This window comes from Pseudoalteromonas sp. T1lg76 (assembly GCF_002964725.1).
Classification (GTDB): domain Bacteria; phylum Pseudomonadota; class Gammaproteobacteria; order Enterobacterales; family Alteromonadaceae; genus Pseudoalteromonas.
On sequence record NZ_PQCE01000053.1, the window covers coordinates 1 to 24984 of the forward strand.

20 protein-coding genes are annotated in these 24984 nt (G+C 48.6%); 17 read left to right on the plus strand and 3 right to left on the minus strand.

Going from position 1 to position 24984, the window contains the following annotated elements; genetic code table 11:
* Positions 1-502 precede the first annotated feature (502 nt).
* The 13 genes from C2M35_RS14840 to C2M35_RS14900 all read left to right on the plus strand — a co-directional run bounded on the left by C2M35_RS14840 (position 503) and on the right by C2M35_RS14900 (position 16481).
* Positions 503-1549 carry a DUF2066 domain-containing protein gene (locus tag C2M35_RS14840; RefSeq protein WP_105199775.1) on the plus strand — a complete coding sequence of 349 codons (1047 nt, stop codon included), beginning with the start codon at positions 503-505 and terminating at the stop codon, positions 1547-1549.
* A gap of 6 nt (positions 1550-1555) precedes the next feature.
* A complete protein-coding gene (gene hda / locus C2M35_RS14845) occupies positions 1556-2257 on the plus strand; it encodes a DnaA regulatory inactivator Hda (protein WP_105199918.1) in 702 nt (233 codons plus the stop codon).
* Positions 2258-2350: 93 nt separating this feature from the next.
* Complete coding sequence (gene pheS, locus C2M35_RS14850; protein WP_105199776.1) at positions 2351-3331, plus strand: phenylalanine--tRNA ligase subunit alpha; 981 nt, start codon at positions 2351-2353, stop codon at positions 3329-3331.
* Positions 3332-3344: 13 nt separating this feature from the next.
* Positions 3345-5732: a phenylalanine--tRNA ligase subunit beta gene (pheT, locus tag C2M35_RS14855; RefSeq protein WP_105199777.1), complete on the plus strand. Its 2388-nt coding sequence runs from the start codon at positions 3345-3347 to the stop codon at positions 5730-5732.
* 2 nt (positions 5733-5734) lie between these two features.
* Positions 5735-6037, plus strand: coding sequence for an integration host factor subunit alpha (ihfA, locus tag C2M35_RS14860; RefSeq protein ID WP_105189518.1), 303 nt, complete (start codon positions 5735-5737; stop codon positions 6035-6037).
* A 322-nt stretch (positions 6038-6359) separates the two neighbouring features.
* Positions 6360-7805: a glyceraldehyde-3-phosphate dehydrogenase gene (locus tag C2M35_RS14865; RefSeq protein WP_105199778.1), complete on the plus strand. Its 1446-nt coding sequence runs from the start codon at positions 6360-6362 to the stop codon at positions 7803-7805.
* A gap of 119 nt (positions 7806-7924) precedes the next feature.
* Positions 7925-9052: a M14 family metallopeptidase gene (locus C2M35_RS14870; RefSeq protein WP_105213517.1), complete on the plus strand. Its 1128-nt coding sequence runs from the start codon at positions 7925-7927 to the stop codon at positions 9050-9052.
* Between the two features lie 367 nt (positions 9053-9419).
* Positions 9420-10934 (plus strand): alanine/glycine:cation symporter family protein, encoded by a 1515-nt coding sequence (locus C2M35_RS14875; protein WP_105259281.1) that lies wholly within the window; start codon positions 9420-9422, stop codon positions 10932-10934.
* A gap of 170 nt (positions 10935-11104) precedes the next feature.
* Positions 11105-11434: a hypothetical protein gene (locus tag C2M35_RS14880; protein ID WP_105199781.1), complete on the plus strand. Its 330-nt coding sequence runs from the start codon at positions 11105-11107 to the stop codon at positions 11432-11434.
* A complete protein-coding gene (locus tag C2M35_RS14885; protein ID WP_105199782.1) occupies positions 11431-11712 on the plus strand; it encodes a YeaC family protein in 282 nt (93 codons plus the stop codon). Before C2M35_RS14880 ends, C2M35_RS14885 begins: the two co-directional genes overlap by 4 nt.
* Positions 11702-14404 carry a DUF349 domain-containing protein gene (locus tag C2M35_RS14890; RefSeq protein ID WP_105265674.1) on the plus strand — a complete coding sequence of 901 codons (2703 nt, stop codon included), beginning with the start codon at positions 11702-11704 and terminating at the stop codon, positions 14402-14404. Before C2M35_RS14885 ends, C2M35_RS14890 begins: the two co-directional genes overlap by 11 nt.
* Entirely contained in the window at positions 14401-14970 is a 570-nt protein-coding gene (locus C2M35_RS14895; RefSeq protein ID WP_105199784.1) for a DUF1439 domain-containing protein, read from the plus strand. Before C2M35_RS14890 ends, C2M35_RS14895 begins: the two co-directional genes overlap by 4 nt.
* An 80-nt stretch (positions 14971-15050) precedes the next feature.
* Positions 15051-16481 carry a sigma-54 interaction domain-containing protein gene (locus C2M35_RS14900; protein ID WP_105265675.1) on the plus strand — a complete coding sequence of 477 codons (1431 nt, stop codon included), beginning with the start codon at positions 15051-15053 and terminating at the stop codon, positions 16479-16481.
* Positions 16482-17010: 529 nt separating this feature from the next.
* Here C2M35_RS14900 and C2M35_RS15685 read toward each other — a convergent pair.
* Positions 17011-17391, minus strand: coding sequence for a hypothetical protein (locus C2M35_RS15685; protein ID WP_158677997.1), 381 nt, complete (start codon positions 17389-17391; stop codon positions 17011-17013).
* 622 nt (positions 17392-18013) lie between these two features.
* Between C2M35_RS15685 and ccoG the strand changes: the two genes are divergently transcribed.
* On the plus strand, positions 18014-19393 hold the full coding sequence (gene ccoG, locus C2M35_RS14905) for a cytochrome c oxidase accessory protein CcoG (RefSeq protein WP_105265676.1): 1380 nt from the start codon (positions 18014-18016) through the stop codon (positions 19391-19393).
* Positions 19394-19488: 95 nt separating this feature from the next.
* On the opposite strand, the gene C2M35_RS14910 is transcribed toward ccoG, so the two are convergent.
* Positions 19489-20400 (minus strand): M14 family metallopeptidase, encoded by a 912-nt coding sequence (locus tag C2M35_RS14910; RefSeq protein WP_105265677.1) that lies wholly within the window; start codon positions 20398-20400, stop codon positions 19489-19491.
* Between the two features lie 147 nt (positions 20401-20547).
* Positions 20548-20955, minus strand: a complete 408-nt coding sequence (locus tag C2M35_RS14915; RefSeq protein ID WP_105265678.1) for a hypothetical protein — start codon at positions 20953-20955, stop codon at positions 20548-20550.
* Between the two features lie 185 nt (positions 20956-21140).
* On the opposite strand from C2M35_RS14915, the gene C2M35_RS14920 reads away from it, so the two are divergent.
* The 3 genes from C2M35_RS14920 (at position 21141) to C2M35_RS14930 (ending at position 24720) form a co-directional block, all read left to right on the plus strand.
* On the plus strand, positions 21141-21698 hold the full coding sequence (locus C2M35_RS14920; RefSeq protein WP_105199789.1) for a GbsR/MarR family transcriptional regulator: 558 nt from the start codon (positions 21141-21143) through the stop codon (positions 21696-21698).
* A 268-nt stretch (positions 21699-21966) separates the two neighbouring features.
* Positions 21967-24135 carry a prolyl oligopeptidase family serine peptidase gene (locus C2M35_RS14925; RefSeq protein WP_105213525.1) on the plus strand — a complete coding sequence of 723 codons (2169 nt, stop codon included), beginning with the start codon at positions 21967-21969 and terminating at the stop codon, positions 24133-24135.
* A 69-nt stretch (positions 24136-24204) separates the two neighbouring features.
* Positions 24205-24720 carry a GNAT family N-acetyltransferase gene (locus C2M35_RS14930; protein ID WP_158677998.1) on the plus strand — a complete coding sequence of 172 codons (516 nt, stop codon included), beginning with the start codon at positions 24205-24207 and terminating at the stop codon, positions 24718-24720.
* Positions 24721-24984 lie beyond the last annotated feature (264 nt).

Genomic DNA, 24984 nt, shown 5'->3' on the forward strand with positions numbered 1-24984 from the left:
AAAAGCAGAATATTAAACCCGCTTGGATGTTGATCACAGAAGGCTGGTAAACAGAGCTGTTTTAACAATACTTCCCTGTAGCTTGGTTACATCGGTCATCCATGACTTCACCTCCTCGTGCTGCGACGATACTTAATCGTCGGTCACTCGTCGCCTAATTAAAGAAACCCGTTGCAGCAATGCAGCGGGTTTTTTGCTTTCTGGCGTTTATGCTTTTTATTCCAATAGATTCGATGGCAGCAATACAGCAGCCTTTTTGCTTTCTGAATTTTAGGTTTTACACAGCGTTTATTGTTTTGCTGGGGTAAACTCATTAAGTCGCTTCATTAGTTCCTTACTCAAAAATTCAGAAAAAAGTAGGGGAGCAATTGCACCAAAATTAGCCGCCTGTGAGCAGCTAATTAACCAGGGATTCAGCTAGTTAACTAATCTTGGCTAACCCTTTGCTTTGTCACTGGCTTTGTTTTAGGATCAGGGCATTCACACTAAGGTTTAAGACGACGTGATCCGTAATTTATTACTGCTAGTTATAGCTTTTGGCGCTTTGCCGCTACAGGCAATTGAAGTAAAAGACTTATACCAATATCGCCAGCCGGTCGAAGATAAAACCCGAACTAGCCGAGCTACCGCGAGCCAAAATGCGCTGCTTAATGTCCTTGTTAAAGTGACAGGTGACGCCAATGCGGCCGAAAACTCTAAGGTGCGTGCTGCCTTGCCCGATATCGCTAGTTACATGACTAAATATGAGTACGCGGATAATAAGGGTGAATCTTATTTACAGGTAGAATTTGATGGCAACAAGGTTAACGCCTTGGTGCGTGACGCAGGCCTTCCCTTATGGGGCAATCGTCGTCCCTTGGTAGCTATCTGGTTAGCCATAGAAGATGGTTGGCGTCGTGAACTGATGACCGCCGACTCTTACCCGCAAATTCAAGAGCAAATTGCCGAGCGAGCATCCCGTCGTGGTGTCCCCGTGGTAACGCCGTTATTTGATTTAGAGGATCACCAACATGTGACCGTGGCCGATGTTTGGGGTAACTTCAGTGACTCTCTGGATATTGCCTCTGAGCGCTATATGGCTGAGCGGGTTGTATCTGCGCGTCTTTATAAAGATGAAAACACCGACGGCTGGGCCTTGGAGTGGCGTTTTACCAATGAAGATCAGTTTGAAGGAGTAAAGCATCAGGGAGAACAACAAGAGGTTGTGGGCGATATGATTGATGCCTTAGCCAGCGCTTTGGCGAGCGAATATGCAATTGATGCTAGCTCCAGCTATGAAGCGCAACAGCAAACCCTAAAGCTATATAACACTCAGAATTTTGTCGATATTGAATATGCCGTGCGCCGTTTAAAAAGCTTAAGTGTAGTGACCGATGCGGCGGTGACGCACATCAGTCAGGAGCTGGTTGAGATCCGTATTAGCCACACAGGTGGTGTGGAAGATCTCAAGAAAGCGTTAACCCTGGATTCTTACTTTAGCGACTATCGTGATCCGCAGAAGTTTTACTACTCCAATAGTAATGATGCGCTCGAGTATGCGTGGCAGTAATCTATGATGCTTAGCTCGCAATTAGCACTGCCGGTGACCTTGCCGGATGACGAAACCTATGCCAGTTATTTTGGCGGTGAGGATTCCTTAGAGGTTAGTCATCTGCGCTCGTCATTTAATCAGTTGAACGAGCAGTTTCAATATACCTATTTATGCGGTTTAGGTGATTCCGGAAAATCGCATTTGCTTTATGCAACCTGTGTTCATGCCCAGGAGCTAGGTCTTTCCAGTATGTTGTTATCACTGAGCGAAGTGCAGCATTACGGCCCGCAAGTGCTTGAAGGGGTGGATGCCCTCGATGTGGTCTGTATCGATGATTTACATCTTATTGCCGGGGATGAAGCCTGGGAAAAAGCGCTTTTTAACTTCTTTAACCGCTTTAACGAGCCGGGTAAGCTCTTGCTTATCTCCGCCGACTTGCTGCCTGATATGTTGCATTTGGATCTGCCTGATCTCGAGTCGCGGCTCAAGTGGGGCACCACCTTACAAATTCGCTCCATGAGCGATGATGATAAGGCGCAGGCACTGACCAACCGCGCCAAGATGCGCGGCCTGGAGCTATCCGATGAATGTGCGCGTTTTTTACTGACGCGTCTTAGTCGTGATATGCGTGCTTTACTCGATGTACTTGATACTTTGGATCATGCATCCATGGCGGCACAACGCAAGCTCACCATTCCTTTTATAAAAGCCACACTAAAGCTGTAGAAACAGGCGCGCGGGGCTAGAATCAATGCGGCCCTTTCGTTATCATAAGTGGCTAAATAAACACTTTAAATTATCACCCTAGTCAGGTATCCGATGAACTTAGAAGCGATTTTGGCTGACGCCTTAAAGGCGGTTGAAACAGCCAGCGAAATCGCGCACCTAGAAGATGTGCGCGTAAACTACCTTGGTAAGAAAGGTGAAATAACCGGGCTACTTAAAACACTTGGGCAAATGGCGCCAGAAGAGCGTAAGAGCGCAGGCCAAGTAATTAACCAAGCAAAACAAGAAGTTACTGAAGCAATCAATGTTAAACGTGAAGCACTGAGTGCTGCTGCGTTAGAAGCTAAACTTGCCGCTGAAACAATTGATGTCACCTTGCCGGGTCGCAATATGGCCTCAGGCGGTGTGCACCCGGTTACGCGCACCATAGAGCGTATTGAATCCTTCTTCGGCGAGCTTGGCTTTGCCGTTAAGTCGGGCCCTGAGGTAGAAGATGATTTCCACAACTTCGATGCCCTGAATATTCCGGCACATCACCCGGCCCGTGCGGATCACGATACCTTTTACTTCAATCCTAAGTTGGTATTGCGCACCCAGACCAGTGGCGTGCAAATTCGTACCATGGAAACCGAGCAACCGCCGCTGCGTATTATCTCGCCTGGCCGCGTATACCGTAACGACTACGACCAAACTCATACGCCTATGTTCCACCAGGTTGAAGGCTTGATGGTAGATACGGACGTCAGCTTCACTGAGCTTAAAGGTATTCTGCACGACTTCCTGCGTAACTTCTTTGAAGAAGACATGGAAATCCGTTTCCGTCCGTCATATTTCCCATTTACCGAGCCTTCGGCGGAAGTGGATGTAAAGGGTAAAGACGGTAAATGGCTTGAGGTATTAGGCTGTGGCATGGTGCACCCGAACGTATTACGTGCGGTAAACATCGACCCTGAAAAATACACTGGCTTTGCCTTTGGTATGGGTGTAGAGCGCCTGACCATGCTGCGCTATGGCGTTAACGACCTACGCGCTTTCTTCGAAAATGATATGAAATTCCTAAACCAGTTCCGTTAAGAGGTCGTGATAAATGAAATTCAGTGAAAAGTGGTTACGCGAATGGGTTAACCCGGCCATCGACGCGAATGAACTGGCAGAGCAACTTTCTATGGCTGGCCTTGAGGTAGACGGTGTTGATGCCGCTGCGGGTCAATTTGAAGGTGTAGTTGTAGGTGAAGTGGTTGAATGTGGCCAACACCCGGATGCAGATAAACTGCGTGTGACCAAGGTTAACGTGGGCGAAGACGAGCTACTCGATATCGTCTGTGGCGCGCCAAACTGTCGCCAAGGCCTAAAAGTGGCCGTAGCGAAAGTGGGTGCGGTTCTTCCGGGTGACTTTAAAATCAAAAAAGCCAAGCTACGTGGCCAGCCTTCACACGGCATGTTATGTGCGTTTGTTGAGCTAGGTATCAGCGAAGAAGGCGACGGCATCATGGAATTGCCTCTTGATGCGCCTATCGGTCAGGACCTACGTGAATATCTTGCTCTCGACGACAAGATTATCGACGTTGATTTAACGCCAAACCGCAGCGACTGTTTAGGTATTAAAGGCCTGGCTCGTGAAGTGGGTGTACTGAACAACCTAGACGTTAAAGAGCTTGAAATTCCTGCGGTTGAACCAACAATCGACGATAAGATCAGCATCGAGCTGGTGAATGAAGAAGCATGTCCGCGTTATCTTGGTCGCGTGCTAAAGGGCATTAACCTGGATGCGCAAACACCACTGTGGATGGTTGAAAAACTGCGTCGCAGTGGCATTCGTTCAATCGACCCGGTCGTAGATGTGACCAACTATGTGTTGATTGAGCTAGGTCACCCTATGCACGCCTTTGATCTTAATGCCATCGAAGGTGGTATTAAGGTACGTAGCGCCAACGCCGGTGAAGAGCTGGTATTGCTTGACGGCAACACGGCGAAATTAAACGAATCGACTCTAGTGATCGCCGATCATAACAAAGCCCTGGCCATGGCCGGTATCTTTGGCGGTGAGCACTCGGGTGTAACCGAAAAGACCTCAGACATCCTGCTTGAAAGTGCTTTCTTCAACCCAGTTGCGATTGCCGGTCAAGCACGCAGCTATGGTTTGCATACGGATGCCTCACACCGCTATGAGCGTGGTGTAGATTTCGCCCTGCAGCGCGATGCCATGGAGCGTGCTACTGCATTGCTGCTTGAAATCGTTGGCGGTCAGGCTGGCCCAATCGTTGAAGCGGTTGCCCCTGAGCAATTGCCTAAGGTAACGGCGGTAACACTTCGTCGCGAGCGTCTAGACCGCGTCATTGGTTATCATATCGATGATGAAACTGTTACCAATATCTTGCGCCGCCTAGGTCTGGATGTGCAGTTCGATAACAACACTTGGCAGGCGGATGTGCCTAGCTACCGTTTTGATATTCGCATCGAAGAGGATCTAATCGAAGAAGTGGCACGCGTATTCGGTTACAACAATATTCCTAACGAGGCGCCATTAGCCAAGTTGAATATGACCCGTCATAACGAAGCGGATGTAGCCATCAAGCGTATGCGCGACACCCTGGTAACCCGTGGCTATCAAGAAGCAATTACCTATAGCTTCGTTGATCCTAAGGTGCAAAATGCCATTCACGGTGAAGAAAACAGCCTGGTATTACCGCATCCTATCTCTATCGAAATGTCGGTGATGCGTAAGTCTTTAATGCCTGGCCTACTTAATACTTTGGTGTATAACCAGAATCGCCAACAGCCACGTATTCGCTTCTTCGAGCAAGGACTGAAGTTTATTGCCGATGAAAACGCCGAAAACGGCGTGCTGCAGCAGGCTGTAATTGGCGGCGTGGTTGCCGGCAGTTGTTATGGTGAACATTGGAATCTTGATAGCCGTGCGGCGGATTTCTTCGATGTCAAAGGCGATGTAGAGGCCTTATTGGCACTGTGCAATACCAGTGCACGCTTTAGCTTTAAAGCCGAGGCCTGTGATGGTTTGCACCCAGGTCAAAGCGCGGCCATTTATGCCGATGGCGTAAAGGTTGGCTTTATTGGCGCTTTACACCCACAATTGCATAAGCAATTGGGCATTAACGGCACCGCATTTGTGTTTGAAATTGAAATTGCCGCGCTTAACAACCGCGTGTTGCCACAGGCAAAGGCTATTTCAAAGTTCCCATCGAACCGCCGCGATATCGCGATTTTAGTCAAAGACGAAGTAAATGCCGGTGATGTTTTGGCCGCGATAGAAAAAGTTGGCGGAAATCAATTGGTTGACCTAAACTTATTCGATGTGTATAAGGGCAAAGGTATAGAGCCAGATTATAAGAGTTTGGCAATTGCTCTGACACTGCAGGCGGTTGATAGAACGCTCGAAGAGAAGGATATCAACCAAGTTGTCGACAACGTCGTAGCCACTTTGGCTAAAGAGTTTAATGCATCGTTGAGGGACTAGATATGGCGCTTACCAAAGCCGACATAGCTGAACACCTATTTGAGAAGTTGGGGATCAATAAAAAGGATGCCAAAGAACTAGTTGAAGCGTTTTTTGAAGAAATCCGCTCAGCTTTAGAGAATGGGGAGCAGATCAAGCTTTCTGGCTTTGGCAATTTTGATCTTCGCGATAAGAAAGAGCGACCGGGTCGTAACCCAAAAACCGGAGAGGATATTCCTATTTCGGCGCGCCGTGTGGTTACCTTTAGGCCTGGGCAAAAACTGAAAACCCGTGTTGAAGTCGGTACCAGTAAGCTTGAGTCTTAATCATAAAAAGCAGCCTTAGGGCTGCTTTTTTAATGCCTGAAATTGGCCGCTATTCCTTGCCTGCCCATTTATTTAAGTGCCCCTGTCCGGCACTGTGTTTTTGAACGCCGCTATTTCTTACCCCAATCCTTTAATTTTTCACCGTCTCTTATTGGGCTAATGAGTTAACAATAACTAGAGGTGGTTATTGTCGCCACTTTGCATTAGAATATGGGCGCCCGGCAACAGGCATATTGTCCTTGATCACGCTCTCACTTTGTGGTCGGAACAATTAAGTGCTGGGGTTGATATCCGTTCAAATCAAATTTCAAAGGCAGAAACAATGACCTTATCTCACGAGCAAGAATACTTAAACAGCTGGCAGGAACGCCAAGACTTCGCTGAAAGTATGCAACCTATTATTGGTAAACTGTACCGCAACCGTGGTATCGAAATTGCTGTATATGGCCGTCCGCTAGTAAGTGCCAGCACCATCGATATCATCAAAGCGCACAAAACCGTCGCTCAATTTGAAGATTCAAAACTGCGTTTACGTGAAAGCTTCCCATTCCTAGAAGCCATTAGCAAAATGGAGTTAAACTCTGCTCGTATCGATATCGGTAAGTTAGCCTACAACTACCTATACAAAGATGCAGCCAATGGTCGCTCTGTTGAAGAATACCTAAACGATGAACTAGCTGAAATCGTTAACGCCGGTGCAGCGAAAGAGCCGCGCGACGTAGTACTATACGGTTTCGGTCGTATCGGTCGTCTACTAGCTCGTCTACTTATCGAAAAATCAGGTCCTTATGCTGATCTTCGCCTTCGTGCCATCGTTGTTCGTGGCGGTAAAGACGGTGACCTTGAAAAGCGTGCCAGCCTGTTGCGTCGTGATTCAATCCACGGTCCTTTCAACGGTTCAATCACTGTTGATCATGAGCGTAATGCTATTAAAGCAAACGGCAGCTACATTCAGGTGATCTACGCGAACTCACCAAGCGAAGTTGATTACACGGCTTACGGTATCAAAGACGCACTCGTTGTTGATAACACAGGTATCTGGAAAGACGAAGCGGGCCTAGGTCAGCACCTTGAAGCCAAAGGCGCGGCGAAAGTACTACTTACCGCTCCTGCTAAAGGCAATATCAAGAACATCGTATACGGTGTTAATAACAGTGATATCAAAGCAGAAGACAAGATCGTGTGTGCAGCAAGCTGTACAACTAACGCCATCACACCTACTTTGAAAGCTCTTAACGACAAGTTCGGTATCAAGAATGGTCACGTTGAAACTGTACACTCGTACACCAACGACCAGAACCTTATCGACAACTACCACTCGGCCGAGCGTCGTGGTCGTGCTGCAGCATTGAACATGGTTATCACCTCTACTGGTGCAGCTAAAGCGGTATCTAAAGCGCTTCCTGAGCTTGAAGGCAAGCTAACTGGTAACGCTATCCGCGTACCTACGCCTAACGTTTCAATGGCTATTTTGAACCTGAACCTTGAGACTGCAACGAACGTAGAAGAGCTAAATGCCTTCCTACGTGACACGGCGCTTTACTCAGACCTTCGTGACCAAATCGACTACACAGCATCGACTGAAATCGTATCGACTGACCTTGTAGGCAGCCGTTACGCCGGTGTGGTTGACTCAAAAGCAACGATTGTTGACGGTGACCGCGTAGTACTTTACGTTTGGTACGATAACGAGTTCGGCTACAGCTGTCAGGTTGTACGTTGTATGCAAGACATGGCTGAGGTTACTCACCCAAGCTTGCCACGCTAATAAGCGTATAGAACAAGACTAGCCGGCACCGAGTGTCGGCTTTTTTATTGCTAAAACTGGCTTTACCGACCTATTACTAGGGAAGGGCCAGGTTATCTCATTAACAATAAGGATCAGCAATGAAGATCACCAGTAATTTCGACAGTGGTAATATCCAGGTTATCGCTTGTGAAAACCCGATGAATATCCAGCTAGAGATCAATAAGGACAACCAGTCTGATTTTTATCAGTGGTTTCATTTTCGCCTAGAAACCACGCCATTTGTAGAGCACCGTTTGCAGATCAACAATCTGGCGCAGTCGGCCTATCCGGAAGGTTGGGACGATTACCAGGCGGTTGCTTCTTATGATCGTCAAACCTGGTTCCGCGTTCCTACCCGTTATGAAGACGGCACCCTGGTTATCGACGTTGAGCCGGAATGCTCACAGATGTTCTTCGCCTACTTTGCACCGTACAGCTACGATCGTCACCTGGACCTGATTTACTGGGCACAAAGCCACGCCATTTGTGAAGCGCAAAACCTAGGCCTAACACTGGATGGTCGCGATATGACGGTTTTGCGTATTGGTGAGCCGAGCGCTGAGAAGAAAAATATCTGGATCACTGCGCGTCAGCACCCGGGTGAAACCATGGCCGAGTGGTTCGTTGAAGGTTTGCTGCACAAGCTACTGGACGACGAAGACCCCCATGCTGCTGCACTGCTGTGCAAAGCCGTATTCTACGTAGTGCCGAACATGAACCCGGACGGCAGCGTTCGTGGTCATTTGCGTACCAACGCCGCCGGTGTAAACCTTAACCGAGAGTGGGCCACACCAAGCATGGAAAAGAGCCCGGAAGTCTTCTTGGTGCTTAACAAGATGCGCGAAGTGGGTCTGGATATGCACCTGGATATTCACGGTGATGAGTCTATCCCTTATAACTTTGTCGCTGGTAGTGAGGGGATCCCAAGCTATGACGCACGCCTGGAAGAGTTAGAAAATACCTTTAAGCAAGCGCTATTAACCATCACGCCGGAGTTCCAGGATGAGGTTGGTTACGATAAGGATGCACCGGGCGAGGCCAACTTGACCGTGGCATCCAGTGCGGTTGCCGAAGAGTTTAAGGCCTTGGCTTACACGGTAGAAATGCCGTTTAAAGACAATAACAACCTGCCAGACTTGGATTATGGTTGGTCAGACCGTCGCTCTTACCAATTCGGTCAGGATACCCTCAGCGCCATCGTTGCTGTGGTTGATAAGTTGAGATAACAGGCTTTAACTCGGGCATTGGCTATTGCTGTGCCCATCATTGAGTTTAAAGCGATAAAGGCATGGGTTGGTTAACGAACCATGCCTTTTTTATTGCTTTCAATTTAGCCGGGATAAACCCAGCTAAAAGTTTAACGCATTAAAATGAAACAAGATTTACTTACGGGATAAGCTCTACTCGAGCCCATAGGTCGAACGGATTGAAAATTAAGTGTTAACAAACTTAGGCAGTATAAGTTAATATTCCAAAGGTTGAAGAGTGAGGTAAGTATGCTTGCTAATTCTCACTGCCTTATGTCGCGCATTCTCAGTAGCTAACGCAGAGTATCGTAACTAAGAATAAGAAATATAATTATAGAGGATATCTATGGAAGCTTTTGTAAGCGCCGTTAATGACATTGTGTGGAGTAGTGCACTCATTTATCTCTGTCTAGGTGCAGGTTTATTTTATTCCGTATTAACCCGTTTCGCCCAGGTTAGGCATTTCAAAGAAATGTGTAAATTGCTGCTGAGCTCGAATGAATCGAGCCGAGGCATCTCATCTTTTCAGGCCTTGGCCGTTTCCTTATCAGGTCGCGTAGGTGTAGGTAATATCGCCGGCGTTGCTGCTGCCATAGGCTTTGGTGGTCCGGGTGCTATTTTCTGGATGTGGATAGTGGCATTTTTGGGTGCCAGTACTGCGTATGCTGAGTCTACTCTGGGGCAAATTTATAAAACAGAAGAAGATGGTCAATATCGCGGTGGCCCGGCTTACTATTTTGACCGTTGCTTGCAGCAAAAATGGTTGGCCATTTTATTTGCCGTATCGGCCATCGTTGCCTGTGGTGTCTTTTTACCCGGCGTGCAGGCCAATGCGGTAGGTAACGCCTTTACCCAGGTATTTGGTAACGGTGAGATGGTAGCGACTGGCTTTGGCGAGGTAGGCACCTATAAGCTGGTAGCTTTGGCTGTTATTCTGATTGTTCTGGCCTTTATTATCTTTGGTGGTATTAAACGCATCGCCCACTTTACCCAATTTGTCGTGCCATTTATGGCCTTGGGTTACATAGTTCTGGCTTTAATCGTGGTATTTCTAAACCTGGATAAAGTGCCTGGAATCTTCTCGCTGATCATCTCCGATGCCTTTACCGCCCAAGCCGGTTTCGGTGCGGCCATCGGCTGGGGTGTAAAACGTGGTATTTATTCGAATGAAGCCGGTCAGGGTACGGGCCCGCATGCAGCCGCTGCGGCTGAAGTTGACCATCCGGCGCAGCAAGGTCTGGTACAAGCGTTTTCGGTCTATGTAGATACGCTGTTCGTTTGTACGGCGACCGCGTTAATGATCCTTATTACCAAGCAATACAATGTGGTAGGCGACTTGCCAGCGGGCCAGTTTATTGTCCAAAACGTTGATGCAGCAACTGAGATTGGCTCTGCAGCCTTTACCCAAATGGCCTTGTTTAATGTCTTTGGTGACTTTGGTCATGCCTTTGTTGGTATCGCTTTGTTCTTCTTTGCGTTTACTACAATACTGGCGTACTTCTACATTGCCGAAACCAACGTTGCCTACTTAAATCGTTATGTCAAAGGCGGTATCCCGCTGGTGCTGGTGAAGCTGGTGATCATGTTTATGGTTTCATACGGCATGGTTAACAGCTCTGGTTATATCTGGAATATCGGTGACATTGGTGTTGGCCTAATGGCGTGGATCAACATTGTTGGTATCTTGGCGATTCTCTTTGTCGCTAAACCGGCTCTAATGTGTTTACGCGATTATGAAGACCAGAAAAAAGCAGGCGGCAAGATCACCTTTGATCCGGTTAAACTTGGCATTAAAAATGCGACTTTCTGGGAAGAGCGTCTTGCCAAGCAATCGACCAAGCAATCGAAAGATGCCCAGTAAGAAAGGTCGCTTTGTTGATGGAAAGGGCGAGCTCAGAGCCATTTTTGAATCTCAGCGATTGGCTTAAATTCAAAAAAGACATCGACAAATAAAACCAGTACAATGAGGCGCCAAGTGGCGCCTTTTTTATTGGCGCGTGTATTGGCACCTAATTGCACCTAGGAGTAAGCATGGCAATAATTTCATGTCCGCAATGTCAAAAGTCGATATCCGACAAACATCAAGCCTGTCCCCATTGCAATGCCGTTTTTGGCGAAATGGATGCCGAGACCAAAAACCGTATGGCGGCGCGTTCTAAAACGCAAAAGCAGCAGTCGCTGATGAACCAGTCTTTTATCGCCTTAATTCTCTTCCTCGGTGGCTTTTTCGTGCTTTACTGGCATCATCCTGTGCCGGGCTCTTGGCAGCAAACCACCTGTTATGTGGCAATCGCCATAGGGGTTGTTTGGTATCTAGTTAATCGTGTTCGTCTCGTGCTTTTGAAAAGAAAAAAATTATGAATATTGACCAGTTAGTTCAGTCTATTACCCCTGAAGTTTACGAACGTTTGCAATATGGCGCCGCCACCGGCAAGTGGCCAGACGGTAACCCTTTAAGCGAACAACAAAAAGAGCAAACCGTGCAACTGGTTATGCTCTATCAAGCCAAGGTGCTCAAAAGCGACGAACAATTTACCGTTGGCGCCGACGGCCAGTTGGTGCAAAAGTCGAAAAAAGAATTAAAGCAGCAATTTAAGGCCGAAAACGAAATAGCCAGGTTCAGTGAAAATGATCTTTAAACAGTTATTCCAACCCAAGTGGAAGCATCCAAAAGAAACCACCCGACTCGGCGCATTAGCCCAGCTGGACAAACAACAGGATGCACACATAATCACAACCTTGGCCTGTGAAGATCCCAGTGCCAATGTGCGTACCGCGGCGCTGAAAAAGCTTAACGATGTGGGTCTTTGGTGGCAGGCGTGCCAACAGGACGGTGAGCCGAGCATCAAACGTCTTGCTAACCAAAAAGTGGCCGAAGCCATTTTGGCCAGCCCAGACGCCCTGAGCGATAGCGACAAAGAGCGTTATATCGATCGCTTTGCCGCCGATAAAACCTTGGAGCAACTGGCGCTGCAAGAAAAAACCGCGGCCGTCAAAATTAAACTGTTAACCCGTTTAAATAAAGCACCTTTGCTGGAGCAGGTATTTCGCAGCGCCGACGATGCATTGCAACTGCAATTGTGTGAGCTGGTGCTGAAATTACAGCTAACCGAAAAACTGCTTAAGGTCGCCAAGGGCGAGGCCAAGGACAAGCTGCAAAAGGTAATTGACGAGCAGCAACGCCAAGAGCAGATGCCGCTAGAGGTGGCAGAGCAAGTTAAGCTGATTCTAGCCAAGCTCAATGCCTTGCGTGAAAAAACCGATTATCAGCTGGTTAACAGCCAGTTTCTGCAGCTGGAAAAGCAATTCCAGCAGTTAGAGCTAGAGTGGCTGGACGAAGAGCTGCGCGCGCAAACACAAAGCAAGTATACGCAGCTGGCGGCCAAACTCAGCGCGCACAGCGACAAACTAAAGGTCGCGTATGAGCAAGAGCAAGCGCAGCAACTAGCCAAGCAGCGCAGCGTTTTGGCGCTGGCTAATCTCAGTGCCTTGGCGGAAGAGATCAGCAATGCCATGGCCCTGCGTTTCGATGGTAATGAGCAAATTCAAACCGACTGGCTTTATGCGAAAGTAGCGCAGGCCAAGGACATGTTGCAAAGCCAAGACCTGCAGGCAGGTAGTGAGCTGCAAAGTCAGCAGCAAGAGCTAGAGCGTCTGTTTAAGCAGGTCGAGCAGCTGGCGGCCTATGAGCAAGACGTGGATGCCCTGCGTGAGCAGCTGGCCGCTTACGGGAACTTAAGCGTCCCCGCTGATATCAGCGAGCTTGACGCGGCGCTTAGCGCTGAAGCCGAGCAACGCGCGCAACTGCAACAAGCCATTAAGGCGCTTCCCAAAGAGCTGGCGGCGCTTTGGCAACAACAATTTAATCAGGCCAAAAAGCACTGGCAGAGCCAGAATGACCCCCTGATTCAGGAGCAAAAGCAACTGCAGAGCGTGGCGCGTAAAAAGGCGCGAGATATTCGCCGCCTTATTAATCAAGGCCGTTACCGCGTTGCCTTTGGCGTGTTTAATGGTCTGCAAGAAGCATATGCGCAATTGGCAGTACATTTTCAAAATGATCTGAGCCGCGAATACGAAAGCCTTGCCAAAACCCTGGATGATGCCAAAGACTGGCACCAGTATGCCGGTGAAGCGCAGCAGGAGCAGTTACTTGAAGCGGCGAAAGAGCTGGCACAGGGTGACTGCGATGATGCCAACGAGCGTTTAGCTCAGGTAAAGCGTTTGCGTAAAAGCTGGCAGTTGCTGGGCCCAGAGGTGGCGCAGCAGGCGAAAGAGGCGTTTGAGCGGGCGATCGAGGCGGCCTTTGCCCCTTGTCGCGAGTATTTTGCCGAGCAACAAGCGCTTAAAGAGCAGGCCATGGCCGAGCGCGAACAGTTAATCGCACAGATGCAAAGCCTGAGTGAGCGTGCCGCCGAGCTTGAGACGCGTGAGCTGGAACACCAGTTCAACGCGCTATTAAAACAATGGCGCGCCGCCAAGCACATAGAAAGTAAGCTTTATCATAAATTGAGTAAGGCATTTTGCAATGCGCAAGGGGATATGGCCGAGCGTGTGGCCAAATTCTATCAAGACAATGCTCATGCCAAAGAAGCGCTTTTGCAGCAGGCGGAAGCTTTGGACACCAGTGATGTGTTTGCAGCCACCAACAAGCTAAAAGAGCTACAACAGCAATGGCAACAAATTGGTTTTGCCGGTAACGCTAAAGAGCGTAAGTTGTGGCAGGCGTTTCGTCGTGTAAATGACGGTATTTTCAGCCAGCGCGATGCCGCTAAGGCACAGCAGCAACAAGCCCATGCTGAGCAGAAGGCGGAGCAGGTGAGTGCCCTTGAAGCCCTTGAGCAACAACTGGCGCAGGCGCAAAGCAATGCGGATTTACAACACTTGCTCAATGATGTGCAGCAGCTGCAATTGGTGCGCGAACTGCAAGGCCAACGGCAGCAACTTGCGGCTCGAATTGAGGCGGCGTTAAATGCCAAAGAGCAGGCGTTGCAAACTCGTCACTTCAAGGAGCTGCGTACCGCTTTGGCCGAGCAACAGGCTGTGCCTGCAGATTGGTTAAGTGGCACCCGCGTGGATTTAACCCCTGAGCAGTTGGTGCTACGCCTGGAGATCACCAATAATCTGGCCAGCCCAGAGTCGCTTTCTACGCAGCGTATGCAAGAGCAGGTGAGCATGCTTGATAATAAGCACCACGGCGTTGAGCACACCAGCGAGGAGTTGTTACTTGCTTGGTTAGCTGGCGTGGGCGTTAACGAGCAGGGTATTTGTCAGGGTGCGCAAGCCGAGATTGAGCGCCTGGTTGTAGTTTTAGATAAGATGGTATCAGTATGAAGCAATGGTTAGTGGGTCTGGTATTGGCTGGTGTCGCTTTGTTAAGCGGCTGCGCCGGTCATGCACCCTTGAGTGTATTTTCTTTAACGAGCGGCGAGCTTGAGCAGAGCTTGTTACAACAAAGCGACCGTTATGGCGCCAATGCCACGGTAATGGGCGTGCCCATGGAGCTGACGGTGAACGATATTGGTGTGCAAATCGGCCCTGAACATAGCCCTAATGGCATTGAGCTGGCGCTGGATAATACTGTGATGATGCAGGCTTTGGCGCTAAAGGTGCCGGTGCGAGTGCGCTTAAACATTGCCGCTGCGCCGTATTTTAACGCTAAGCAGGATGCCATCTATTTGCAGGATTTTAAAATCCTTAATGCGGATATAGATGCCATGGGTTACCGCGGTAAGTTGGCGCCCCTGTCTGAGCAGGTGCAGCAGTTATTGACTCAGGCACTGAGCCAATATCCTGTGTATAGCCTGAATAAGCAAGACCCGAAACAGGCCTTGCTGTCACGCTTTAAGTTGGCGCTAGAGGTTAACCCCGGGGTGATCACCCTGACTTCCGGGCTCTAATGCACTTAATTTAAACCTTGCGAAAATGTGTGAGCAAGCCCTAAAATGACGACATATCGTTACTTGCTGGCACATTTTCCATGGACTCTTCATTAAAACACTTTCTTCACGATCCCCGTCTATTACTTGATGCCGCCGGCGAGGGCATTTATGGCTTCGATCTCAGTGGCAATGCGGTCTTTATTAACCCCGCCGCAGAGCGCATGACAGGCTGGCAGGCAGACGAGCTACTGGGTAAAAAGATCCACCAGTTTCATCACCACAGCCATGCAGACGGCAGTGATTACCCAGCCGATCAATGCCCCATCTATCGCACCATGTTCGATGGACAAACTCGCCAAGTTAGCAATGAAGTATTCTGGCGCAAGGACGGCAGCCTGTTTCCCGTTGAATACACCTCTACGCCTATTTATAAGGATCAACAACTGATTGGCGCAGTGGCGATATTTCGTGACGTATCCACCCAGCGCAGCACGGAGCAAGCCTTGCGTGAAGCGCTGCAAAGGGTGAGTCAGTTAAGCGAGCAGTTACAGGCGGAGAACCGTTATCTGTTAGAAGAGCTCAATGCGGATTGGCAGCACGGCGACTTGGTTGGTCAGTCGGCGCCTTTTCGCACCATGATGCAGCAGATTGAGCTGGTGGCACAAACAGATGCCAGCGTTTTGATCCTCGGTGAAAACGGCACCGGCAAAGAGCTGGTGGCGCGCCACCTCCATGCTCAAAGTGGGCGCCGGGATGCTCCCTTGGTCAAGGTCAACTGCGCTGTGTTTGCCGAAAGCCTGTTGGAGTCCGAGCTTTTTGGCCATGAAAAGGGCGCCTTTACTGGCGCTGCGCAAAGACGCAAAGGGCGCTTTGAGCTGGCCGACGGCGGTACCTTGTTTCTTGATGAGATTGCCGAGCTGCCGATGTCTGCTCAGGGTAAATTGTTGCGAGTGTTGCAGGAGCAGGAATTCGAGCGTTTAGGAGGGCAGGAGACCATCAAGGTGGATATTCGTCTGATTGCCGCCACCAACCGGGATCTATGGCAAATGGTGCAGCAGGGCACCTTTCGTATGGATCTCTATTATCGCCTCAATGTATTTCCCTTAACCGTGCCGCCGCTGCGTGAGCGCATCGAGGATATGGAGCTGCTGGTGGCTCAGCTGCTGGCCAAGCTGTCGCAGAAGTTAACTCGCAGTTTCACTGGGATCAGCAAGAAAAGTTTGGCCATGCTTAAGCGTTATTCATGGCCGGGCAATATCCGTGAGCTGCAAAATACTCTGGAGCGCGCCGCTATTTTAAGCCCGGGACCGATTTTGCAAATACCCAGTTTGATGGTGGACGGTGCAGTTGGGGAGCCTGCTCACGATGCCATGCCAACCTTGGCGGCCCACGAAAAGCAATATATCGAAGAGGTATTAAGCCAATGCCAGGGGCGTATTAATGGTCGTGGCGGTGCCGCCGAAGTTTTGGCATTGGCGCCAAGTACCTTGCGTTCGAAGATGAAGAAGCTTGGGATCTGCCGCGGATAGAGTGAGTTGGGCGAAGTGTGATAGTGGGGCCTTAAGTGTCGCTGCTAACATCTTAATAAGAGGCAAAAAATAGTTGGTTAAAAGATGTGATGTACGAGCAAGGCCAACTGTTTTATGTCCACATTTTTAATTTGCCTTGTTATATGACTTTACTGGATACCCTTTACGTAACGTATTAAATACCCAACAAAATATGACGCTGGTAAAACAAAAACACACCCTACTTTAAACACTAAAAACCAACCAATGATCAATTCAGGCTCATGTAAATTGTTATAGAAGATACCAACGACCCACAATACCAGCATTATTAAGTAAGTTAGTAAAGCTGAATACAACAAACGTTTTTTGGGCTTTTTAGCGTAGGTGAGACTACCTGAAATTATTGAAATAACAAAAAATGCGATTATCAATAGACAAACCTCAAGAGTCACATAACGCTGCCAAAGGGGCACATAAGAGCTTGGAGAAAATTAGCGAAGAATGGCGCAAGCCAAGCGTTTTTCGTCCAATTGCCATAACTACCTTGTTATAACCCCCACACCTGTGATGCTGCAAGAATTATTGTCCCTGCAAATACTGAAAAAGACATTATATTGATAATTTTCCAGTTTCCACCACGTTTGGTAATTATTTTAAAAAAACTAAAAAATACAGTTAAAAATGCACAAACTGAAACCCCAGCTAAACCCAACATCATTGGTGACCAATTTATATTATCTGAATTGAAGTGATAATTGAAAAACGCAAATGCCCATAAATGAAAAACAAAAACGATCAAAATATATAGTTCGTTTAATCCAAATCGCCTTTGTTGTGTACCACAAACAGGACAAAAGTACGCAACCGACTTACCTGAACGAATAGCTTTGGGGAATATTTTGGAGTTACATTTTTTGCAAATAGTCATGGTGTTTAACTGATATTACAGGGGTTATAACGCCTTACTAATGGGCGCATAAATGCTTGGCTAAAATTGGCGACGAAGGAGCACAAGCCAAGCGTTTTGCGTCCTTTTTAGTAACTTGTTAGCTAGTTTCTACATTGAGCTTCAAATTCTTAGGATCATTATCTTTATTTTGCTCATCCAGTTTTCTTTTTATTGATTCGAACATCCATACTCCGAAAAACAGCTAACAGCTAACAGCTAACAGCTAACAGCTAACAGCTAACAGCTAACAGCTAACAGCTAACAGCTTTTAGCGAGACCTTGCAAGGTACGCTACCTCGTAAGGTAGGAGGTAAACCATGTATAGACGAACTAATAAGACTATAAAAAGTAATAGTAAATCATACAGTAAACGAAATGATAACTCGGCACAATGCGAAGAGGGTTCCGCACCAATTCAATCCTTTTCTAAGTATTCCGTCAATGGAGATAACGATATTTCGATAGATCCAGCGTTATATCGTTATCAAACTTGCTTTTTATTTTTAAAATAACCAATAAAAACAATTGGTTGATTTAAATTCAAACCTGGCACAACACTTGCTGAAGGAGCTGTGTTCCCTAGTTAGTAAAAGCAAGTAATATGAAATTTGATGTTAAAGAAGAAGACCTGATCATTAAGCCCTATAAGCAATCCGGGCCGATTTATGTGCGTGAGCAAAAGGGGCGCTTTCAGCGTATTCGCCGTATTTTAAGCTGGTGCCTGATGCTGGCCTTTATCGGCCTGCCCTGGGTGAGTTATCAGGGTCAGCAGGCGGTGTTATTCGATGTCGCCCAGCAGCAGTTTAGGATCTTTTCCGCCACCTTTTTCCCGCAAGACTTTATGCTGGTCGCCTGGCTCTTTATGGCGGGAGCCTTTGCGCTCTTTTTTATCACCAACTGGCTGGGCCGTGTCTGGTGTGGCTATATGTGCCCGCAAACCGTGTGGATGCTAATGTATACCTGGGTTGAGCACCGCCTTGAGGGCACCCGCAACCAACGGATAAAACGCGACGCTCAGCCCTGGAACGCCGATAAGCTGGCACGTAAGGGGGCCAAGCATCTGGTGTGGTTATTGATGGCGTTTTTAACCGCCACCACCTTTATGAGTTACTTTATTCCCGCGCACGAACTGTATAGCGACCTGTTGGGTTTGAGCTGGGGTGGTATCACCTTATTCTGGGTCTTCCTGTTTACCCTGTGCACCTATGGTAACGCCGGTTGGCTGCGGGAAAAGATGTGCATCTATATGTGCCCCTATTCGCGTTTTCAATCCGTGATGTTTGATAAAGACACCTTGGTCGTGAGCTATGATCAGGACAGAGGTGAAGCCAGAGGGCCAAGAAAGCGCAAGGCCGACCCGAAACAACTGGGCTTGGGAGATTGTGTCGACTGTAATCTGTGTGTCGAGGTATGCCCGGCTGGCATAGATATACGTAATGGTTTGCAATATGAGTGCATTAACTGCGGTCTGTGCATCGATGCCTGTGACCAAACCATGGACAAGTTTAATTATCCGAAGGGCTTAATCGCCTATCGCAGTGAGCATCAGCAAAACGGTGGCCGGACATCAATTTGGCGCTTAAAGCTGGTGGGTTATGCCTTGATGACAGTGCTGGTGTTTGTGGTGATGGCTATCTGGCTCAATGGCCGTACGGCGCTGGAAGCTTATATCACGCGCGACAGGGGAGAGTTGTCCCGGGTTGATTATCAGGGCCAGGTGGAAAACCCGTATCGTATCTCCATTATCAATAAATCCCAGCAGGTTCAGGAATATACCTTGAGTCTTGAGGGTTTGGAGCAAGGTCAGTTGCAGCTGCACGGGCAATTAAGATTGCAACCGGGTGAGCAAAAAGTGGTGCCGGTTACGGTGCGCATTGATGGTGAATTACTCGAGCGTAAGGTGACGCCCTTTAGCTTTGTGATAACGCAAAACGAAGGCGAGCAGCAGAGTATTCGCAAAGAAACCCGTTTTTATAAGTAGTAGCTTCAGCAAGATAGCCGAGCAATAAAAAAGACCCAGTTTAGCGCTGGGTCTTATTATTTGTGTCTGCCTAGGGTTGTAATCCTAAGCGCTGCTTATAAAGCGCGAACAAAATCCAAGGCGCCAACCACGGCGGCAACCTGAGCTGCGACGCAATTTTCTGGTGTGCTGCGTGGGCTATCCGGATAGACCTCGGTGGTGGTGACATAAGGAGCTAAAGTCAGGCCCATACAGAGGCCCAGTTTGCGCCCGGCATATTCAATCACTCCATGCCCGGAAATGGGCACGCCAATTAACTGGTTGTTTACATCGGCTTCGGCAATATGGGTTACGGTTGCCACCTCGGCGTTAATGGCTTTTTGGAATTCCGGCTGTGGGCGCTCGGTGTCGGCCACCAGATAAAAGCCATCGGGAATATTCCAATTGTTATTGGTAGTGCCTTCTCTTGCCGCCAAGGCCGGGCGGAATTCCGAGTTATCCGTATCCGTGGTTTCATGGAGATCTATATGTACCAGCACATCGCTGCTAAAAGGGGCGATAAAGTCGAGCAGCAACTGAGCTTCGGGGGCAGGCGAGCCTTCATAAAAGGAACGGTTCGGGTCGATTGCGTCCGGGTTCCAGCGGTTAATGGTTTCATAACCCCAAGGGCTTACACAGGGAACCACAAGAATATTGAAGGCTTGGCTATGCGCTGGGGTGAGCTCGGCGGCAAACGCTAGGGCACCGTGAATACCGCTGGTTTCATAACCATGTACGCCACCGGTAACCAGGGCAATAGGGCGCCCGGCCTGCCAGTTTTTATGCTTAAGGGCAAAGAGGGGGTAGTCTTGCTGATAAGCAAGCAGTCCGTATTCGATAATCTCAAACTGAGCGCTTAGCGCCTGAATCTTGGTGACGACTTCATCCTGATAACTGCGGTGCACTTTTTGTGCCTCAAGCCATTGCTGCTTGTGCTCTGGGCCCCAGGGTTCACCCGGTGTGCCAATGGGATAAATGGTGTTGCTCATAACCCTTCCTGCTATTGTCTGTATTTAGGCGCAGCTTAGAGTCTTGGCAGGGATTGTCAACCAAATTGCCTTTGTTGGCCAAGGGTATGGAGCATATATTGAGGCGTCGCGCCCCAAACTTTGAACGCGACTAAAACGTGCGGGAGGCTAGTTTTCAGCTAGCTTATTCTGGATATAGACAAGGGCGTCATCGAAATTTTCAAAGACGATATCGTTGGCGCTATTGGCGCGCCCTAAGGCACGACGAATTTGTTCTAACTGATTGATGGCAATAGCAGAGTTGATCACAAAGGCGGCGGCTTGGCAGCCATGGGCAAACATCTTCTCGGCCACAGACACCATAAGCACTTGTGCCTCGGGTGTAGCGGCAAGCACATCCTTGGAATTACTGATATAACCCCAACGTTCAAGCTGATGCTCTTTCACCAGGGTTTCTAATTGAGTGGCGAAGGTGGCTATCATGCGCTCATTGATGGCACCGCTGAACTGGCCGACGATCACATCTCTTTGTCGGGTTAGTTGATATGAACCATTGGCGCCGGAATAATTAAACATATGTCCCCCTAGGTTTGTGAAGGCGAGATTCTCATCACATTGTCCCTATTGTAACTGCAACTATGTGTATTTAGGATGTTTTTTCATGGTTTATTTGATGTTGACCAGGTTAAGTGTAGTTGATGCTTGAATGGAGTTGTTAAGATGAGGTATTTTCAGAACATAATGAACATTTAGGGTTGGTGATGGAACTAACAGATAAAATGCAGGCCTTTGTGATGCACTGTGGTGAGATGGGCAGTCGCTGGGGCTTTAATCGCACCATAGGCCAGATGTATGCGCTGCTACTTATTAGCGAGGAGCCACTGAGCGCCAACGAATTATCGCAAACCCTGCATATTTCTCGCGGTAATGTCAGCATGGGTATTAAAGAGCTGAACTCCTGGCAGCTGATCGCCACTCGGCATAAGCCGGGCGATCGTAAAGAGTATTACCAGCCGGCGGGCAGCATTTGGCAAATGGCCAACCGTGTATTTGAGCAGCGCCGTAAGCGCGAAATCGACCCGACCTTGAGCCTGTTGCGCGATAACCTCCTCGAGGAACCAAGGGATCAGCAGGAGCGCTACGCCCAGCAAAGGTTATTAGAAATCCATGATTTACTGGAAATGATCACCGAATGGGCCTCCGAGCTGCAGCGCTTAAGCCCGGAAAAACTCTCCACGCTGATGAAGCTCGGTGCCGGCGTGTCAAAAATCCTCGATTTTCGCGATAAGCTCAGCCCCAAAGACCGCACAGAGTCCTGAGTTACTCATTAATTAGCCCGAAAAGTGCAATAATACTAAACGCGTATATCTATATAACGAAACAGTTGAGGTGTTTTTGCGCAATTAGGTTAATAATTAGTTATAGGTTTCCAGCCAAAGATAACCAATCTCGCTCGTCGAGTTGGTTTTCTTCTTTTTTGGCCCTTCTTAATTATCCCCACGCCTTGTACCTGCTCGCACAACACTAGACAAATGGCCGTCTAGCCGCTAACGTAAGTCGGTTTATTACAACAAGAATGGATTTTTTATGCTTAAAAGAACACTGGCTGTCGCCGTGTGTGTGGCCCTAGCTGGTTGCAACGACAAACCGGCTGCAGAGGCAAGCGCACAACAAGAACAAAAAGTAGAACAAACTCAGGTTGCAGCAGCGGCCATCAGCTACCCAATTACACGTAAAGGCGAAGTGGTAGACAGCTATTTCGATCAGCAGGTTGCAGATCCATATCGTTGGTTAGAAGACGATATGAGCAGCGAGACGGCACAGTGGGTCGAAGCGCAAAACAAGGTCACCTTTGGCTACCTGGAGCAGATCCCGTTTCGCGACGAACTTAAGCAACGTCTAAAAACCCTGATGGACTATGAAAAGGTCAGCGCCCCATTCACCGAGGGTGAGTACACCTATTTCTATAAAAATGACGGTCTGCAAAACCAATACGTGCTTTATCGCCAAAAGGGCGAAGGTGAGGCGGAAGTCTTCCTAGACCCTAACACCTTTAGCGCCGATGGCACCACATCACTGGCGGGTATCAGCTTTAGTGAAGACGGTTCATTGGCGGCCTACCAGATCTCAGAAGGCGGCAGTGACTGGCGTAAGGTGATTGTGCTGGATACCAAAACCAAGGAGCAAATTGGTGAGACCCTGGTTGATGTGAAGTTCAGCGCCATTTCCTGGTTTGGTAATGATGGCTTCTATTACTCAAGCTATGACAAGCCTAAGGGCAGTGAATTGTCGGCGAAAACCGATCAACATAAGCTCTACTACCATAAGCTGGGTACGGCGCAAAAAGACGATGCCCTTATCTTTGGTGGCAGCGATGAGCAAAAACACCGCTATGTTGGCGCCGAGGTGACTTCGGATGCGCGCTTCCTGGTAATTTCAGCGGCCGTCTCAACATCTGGTAACAAGCTGTTTATTAAAGACTTGAGCAAGGAAAACAGCGAGCTGGTTACCATTATTGACGACCTGACCTACGACAGCTCGGTGCTGGATAACAAGGGTGATACCCTGTTTATCGTTACCAACAAGGATGCGCCGAACAAGCGCGTAGTGACCGTTGATATCAAGGATCCAACGCCTAAAAACTGGCAGGACCTTATTCCTGAAACCGAAAACGTACTGAACATCTCTAAAGGCGGAGATTTCTTCTTCGCACGTTATATGGTTGATGCCATCTCTCAGGTGAAGCAGTTCGATAAAAGCGGCAAGCTAGTGCGTGAAATTGCGCTACCGGGCGTGGGCACGGCGTCGGGCTTTGAAGGTAAAAAAGAACAAACCACCTTGTATTACAGCTTCACCAACTATAAAACGCCAAGCACCATCTTCAGCTTTGATGTGAACAGTGGTGACTCGGTTGTTTATAACGAGTCAGGCGCTCAGTTTGATCCGGCGCTGTATGAGTCTAAGCAAGTATTCTACAGCTCAAAAGACGGTACCAAGGTACCTATGATCCTAACCTTTAAAAAGGGCACTGAGCTTAACGGTAAAAACCCAACCATTCTTTATGGTTACGGCGGCTTTAACGTGAGCCTAACTCCTCGCTTCTCGGCCACTACGGCGGCCTGGTTGGAGCAAGGCGGCGTATATGCGGTGGCTAACCTGCGTGGCGGTGGTGAGTATGGTAAACAGTGGCATAAAGCCGGTACGCAGATGCAAAAGCAAAACGTATTCGACGACTTTATTGCTGCGGCCGAGTACCTGATCGCTAACAACTACACCTCAAGTGACTACCTTGCGGTACGTGGTGGCTCTAACGGCGGTCTATTGGTAGGTGCGGTGATGACGCAACGCCCGGATCTGTTTAAGGTTGCCTTACCTGCGGTAGGGGTACTGGATATGCTGCGCTATCACACCTTCACCGCCGGTGCAGGTTGGGCCTACGATTACGGTACGGCGCAAGACAGCAAGGAAATGTTTGATTACCTTAAGGGCTATTCACCGGTACATAATGTAAAAGCGGGCACCAGCTATCCGGCAACCCTGATCACCACTGGCGATCATGATGACCGCGTGGTTCCAGCGCATTCATACAAGTTTGCTGCCGAGCTGCAATCGAAGCACCAGGGTGAGAACCCTGTGATGATCCGCATTGAAACCAATGCCGGTCACGGTGCAGGCACGCCGACCAGTAAGATAATCGAGCAATACGCCGATATCTATGGCTTTACCCTGTATAACATGGGTGTTAAAAAGCTTTAATACTGAGAAGCTTATGCTAATTTGAAAGCCGGGCCTTGTGCTCGGCTTTTTTGTTTTAGGGAGATGACAATGCAGCTAGATTCTTTTGAGTCGTCAAGACTGATACACCAACCCTTAAGTAAAGACCATTGGCCGCTGTTTGTAGCGCTTCATCAAAATCAAGAAGTGATGCGCTATGTTGCCGACCTCCCGCAAATCACGCAGATCAGAGCGCGCTTTGAAGCCCGGCTGGCATCAGGGGCAAAGGCTGATAGTTGGCGGGCCTGGGCGATACTTAACGAAAACGGCAAGGAGATAGGAGTAACCGGCTTTTTACCTCAAGGCGAGCACAGCGCCGAGCTGGGTTTTTTACTCTTGCCCGAGTATCAAGGTCAAGGTTATGGCCAGGAGTCATTACAAGCCTTACTGACCCATGGCGAGCGGCGTTTTGCAATTGCACAATATCGGGCTACGGTTACTGCAGGCAATCTGGCGTCGCGAGCACTGTTGCTTAAATGCGGCTTTACTCAGCTCGCCAGCGCCCGCAATGGCTATTGTATTGACGGTGTCGAGGTCGAGGACTGGCTGTTTCAACTAAGTTTGTAATTGTGCATATACGCACAGTGCATGGTGCCTAGGCGCCATGTTCACGGACCAATCGCTGGGATAAGCTAGAGTAATAGGGTCTGTTTATCTTTGCGGTTTACATTATGTTCGATCTAAACGCATTCTGATCACGACGCTCGTTATGATGCATAGCACTCTATGTACATAGCGAGCAACACAGAGCAGGATGCGTTTAGATGAACCCGTAGGGCAGCGCTTGTAGCGCATTTCTACTGTGTTGTTACATGTTTATGTAGAATAACT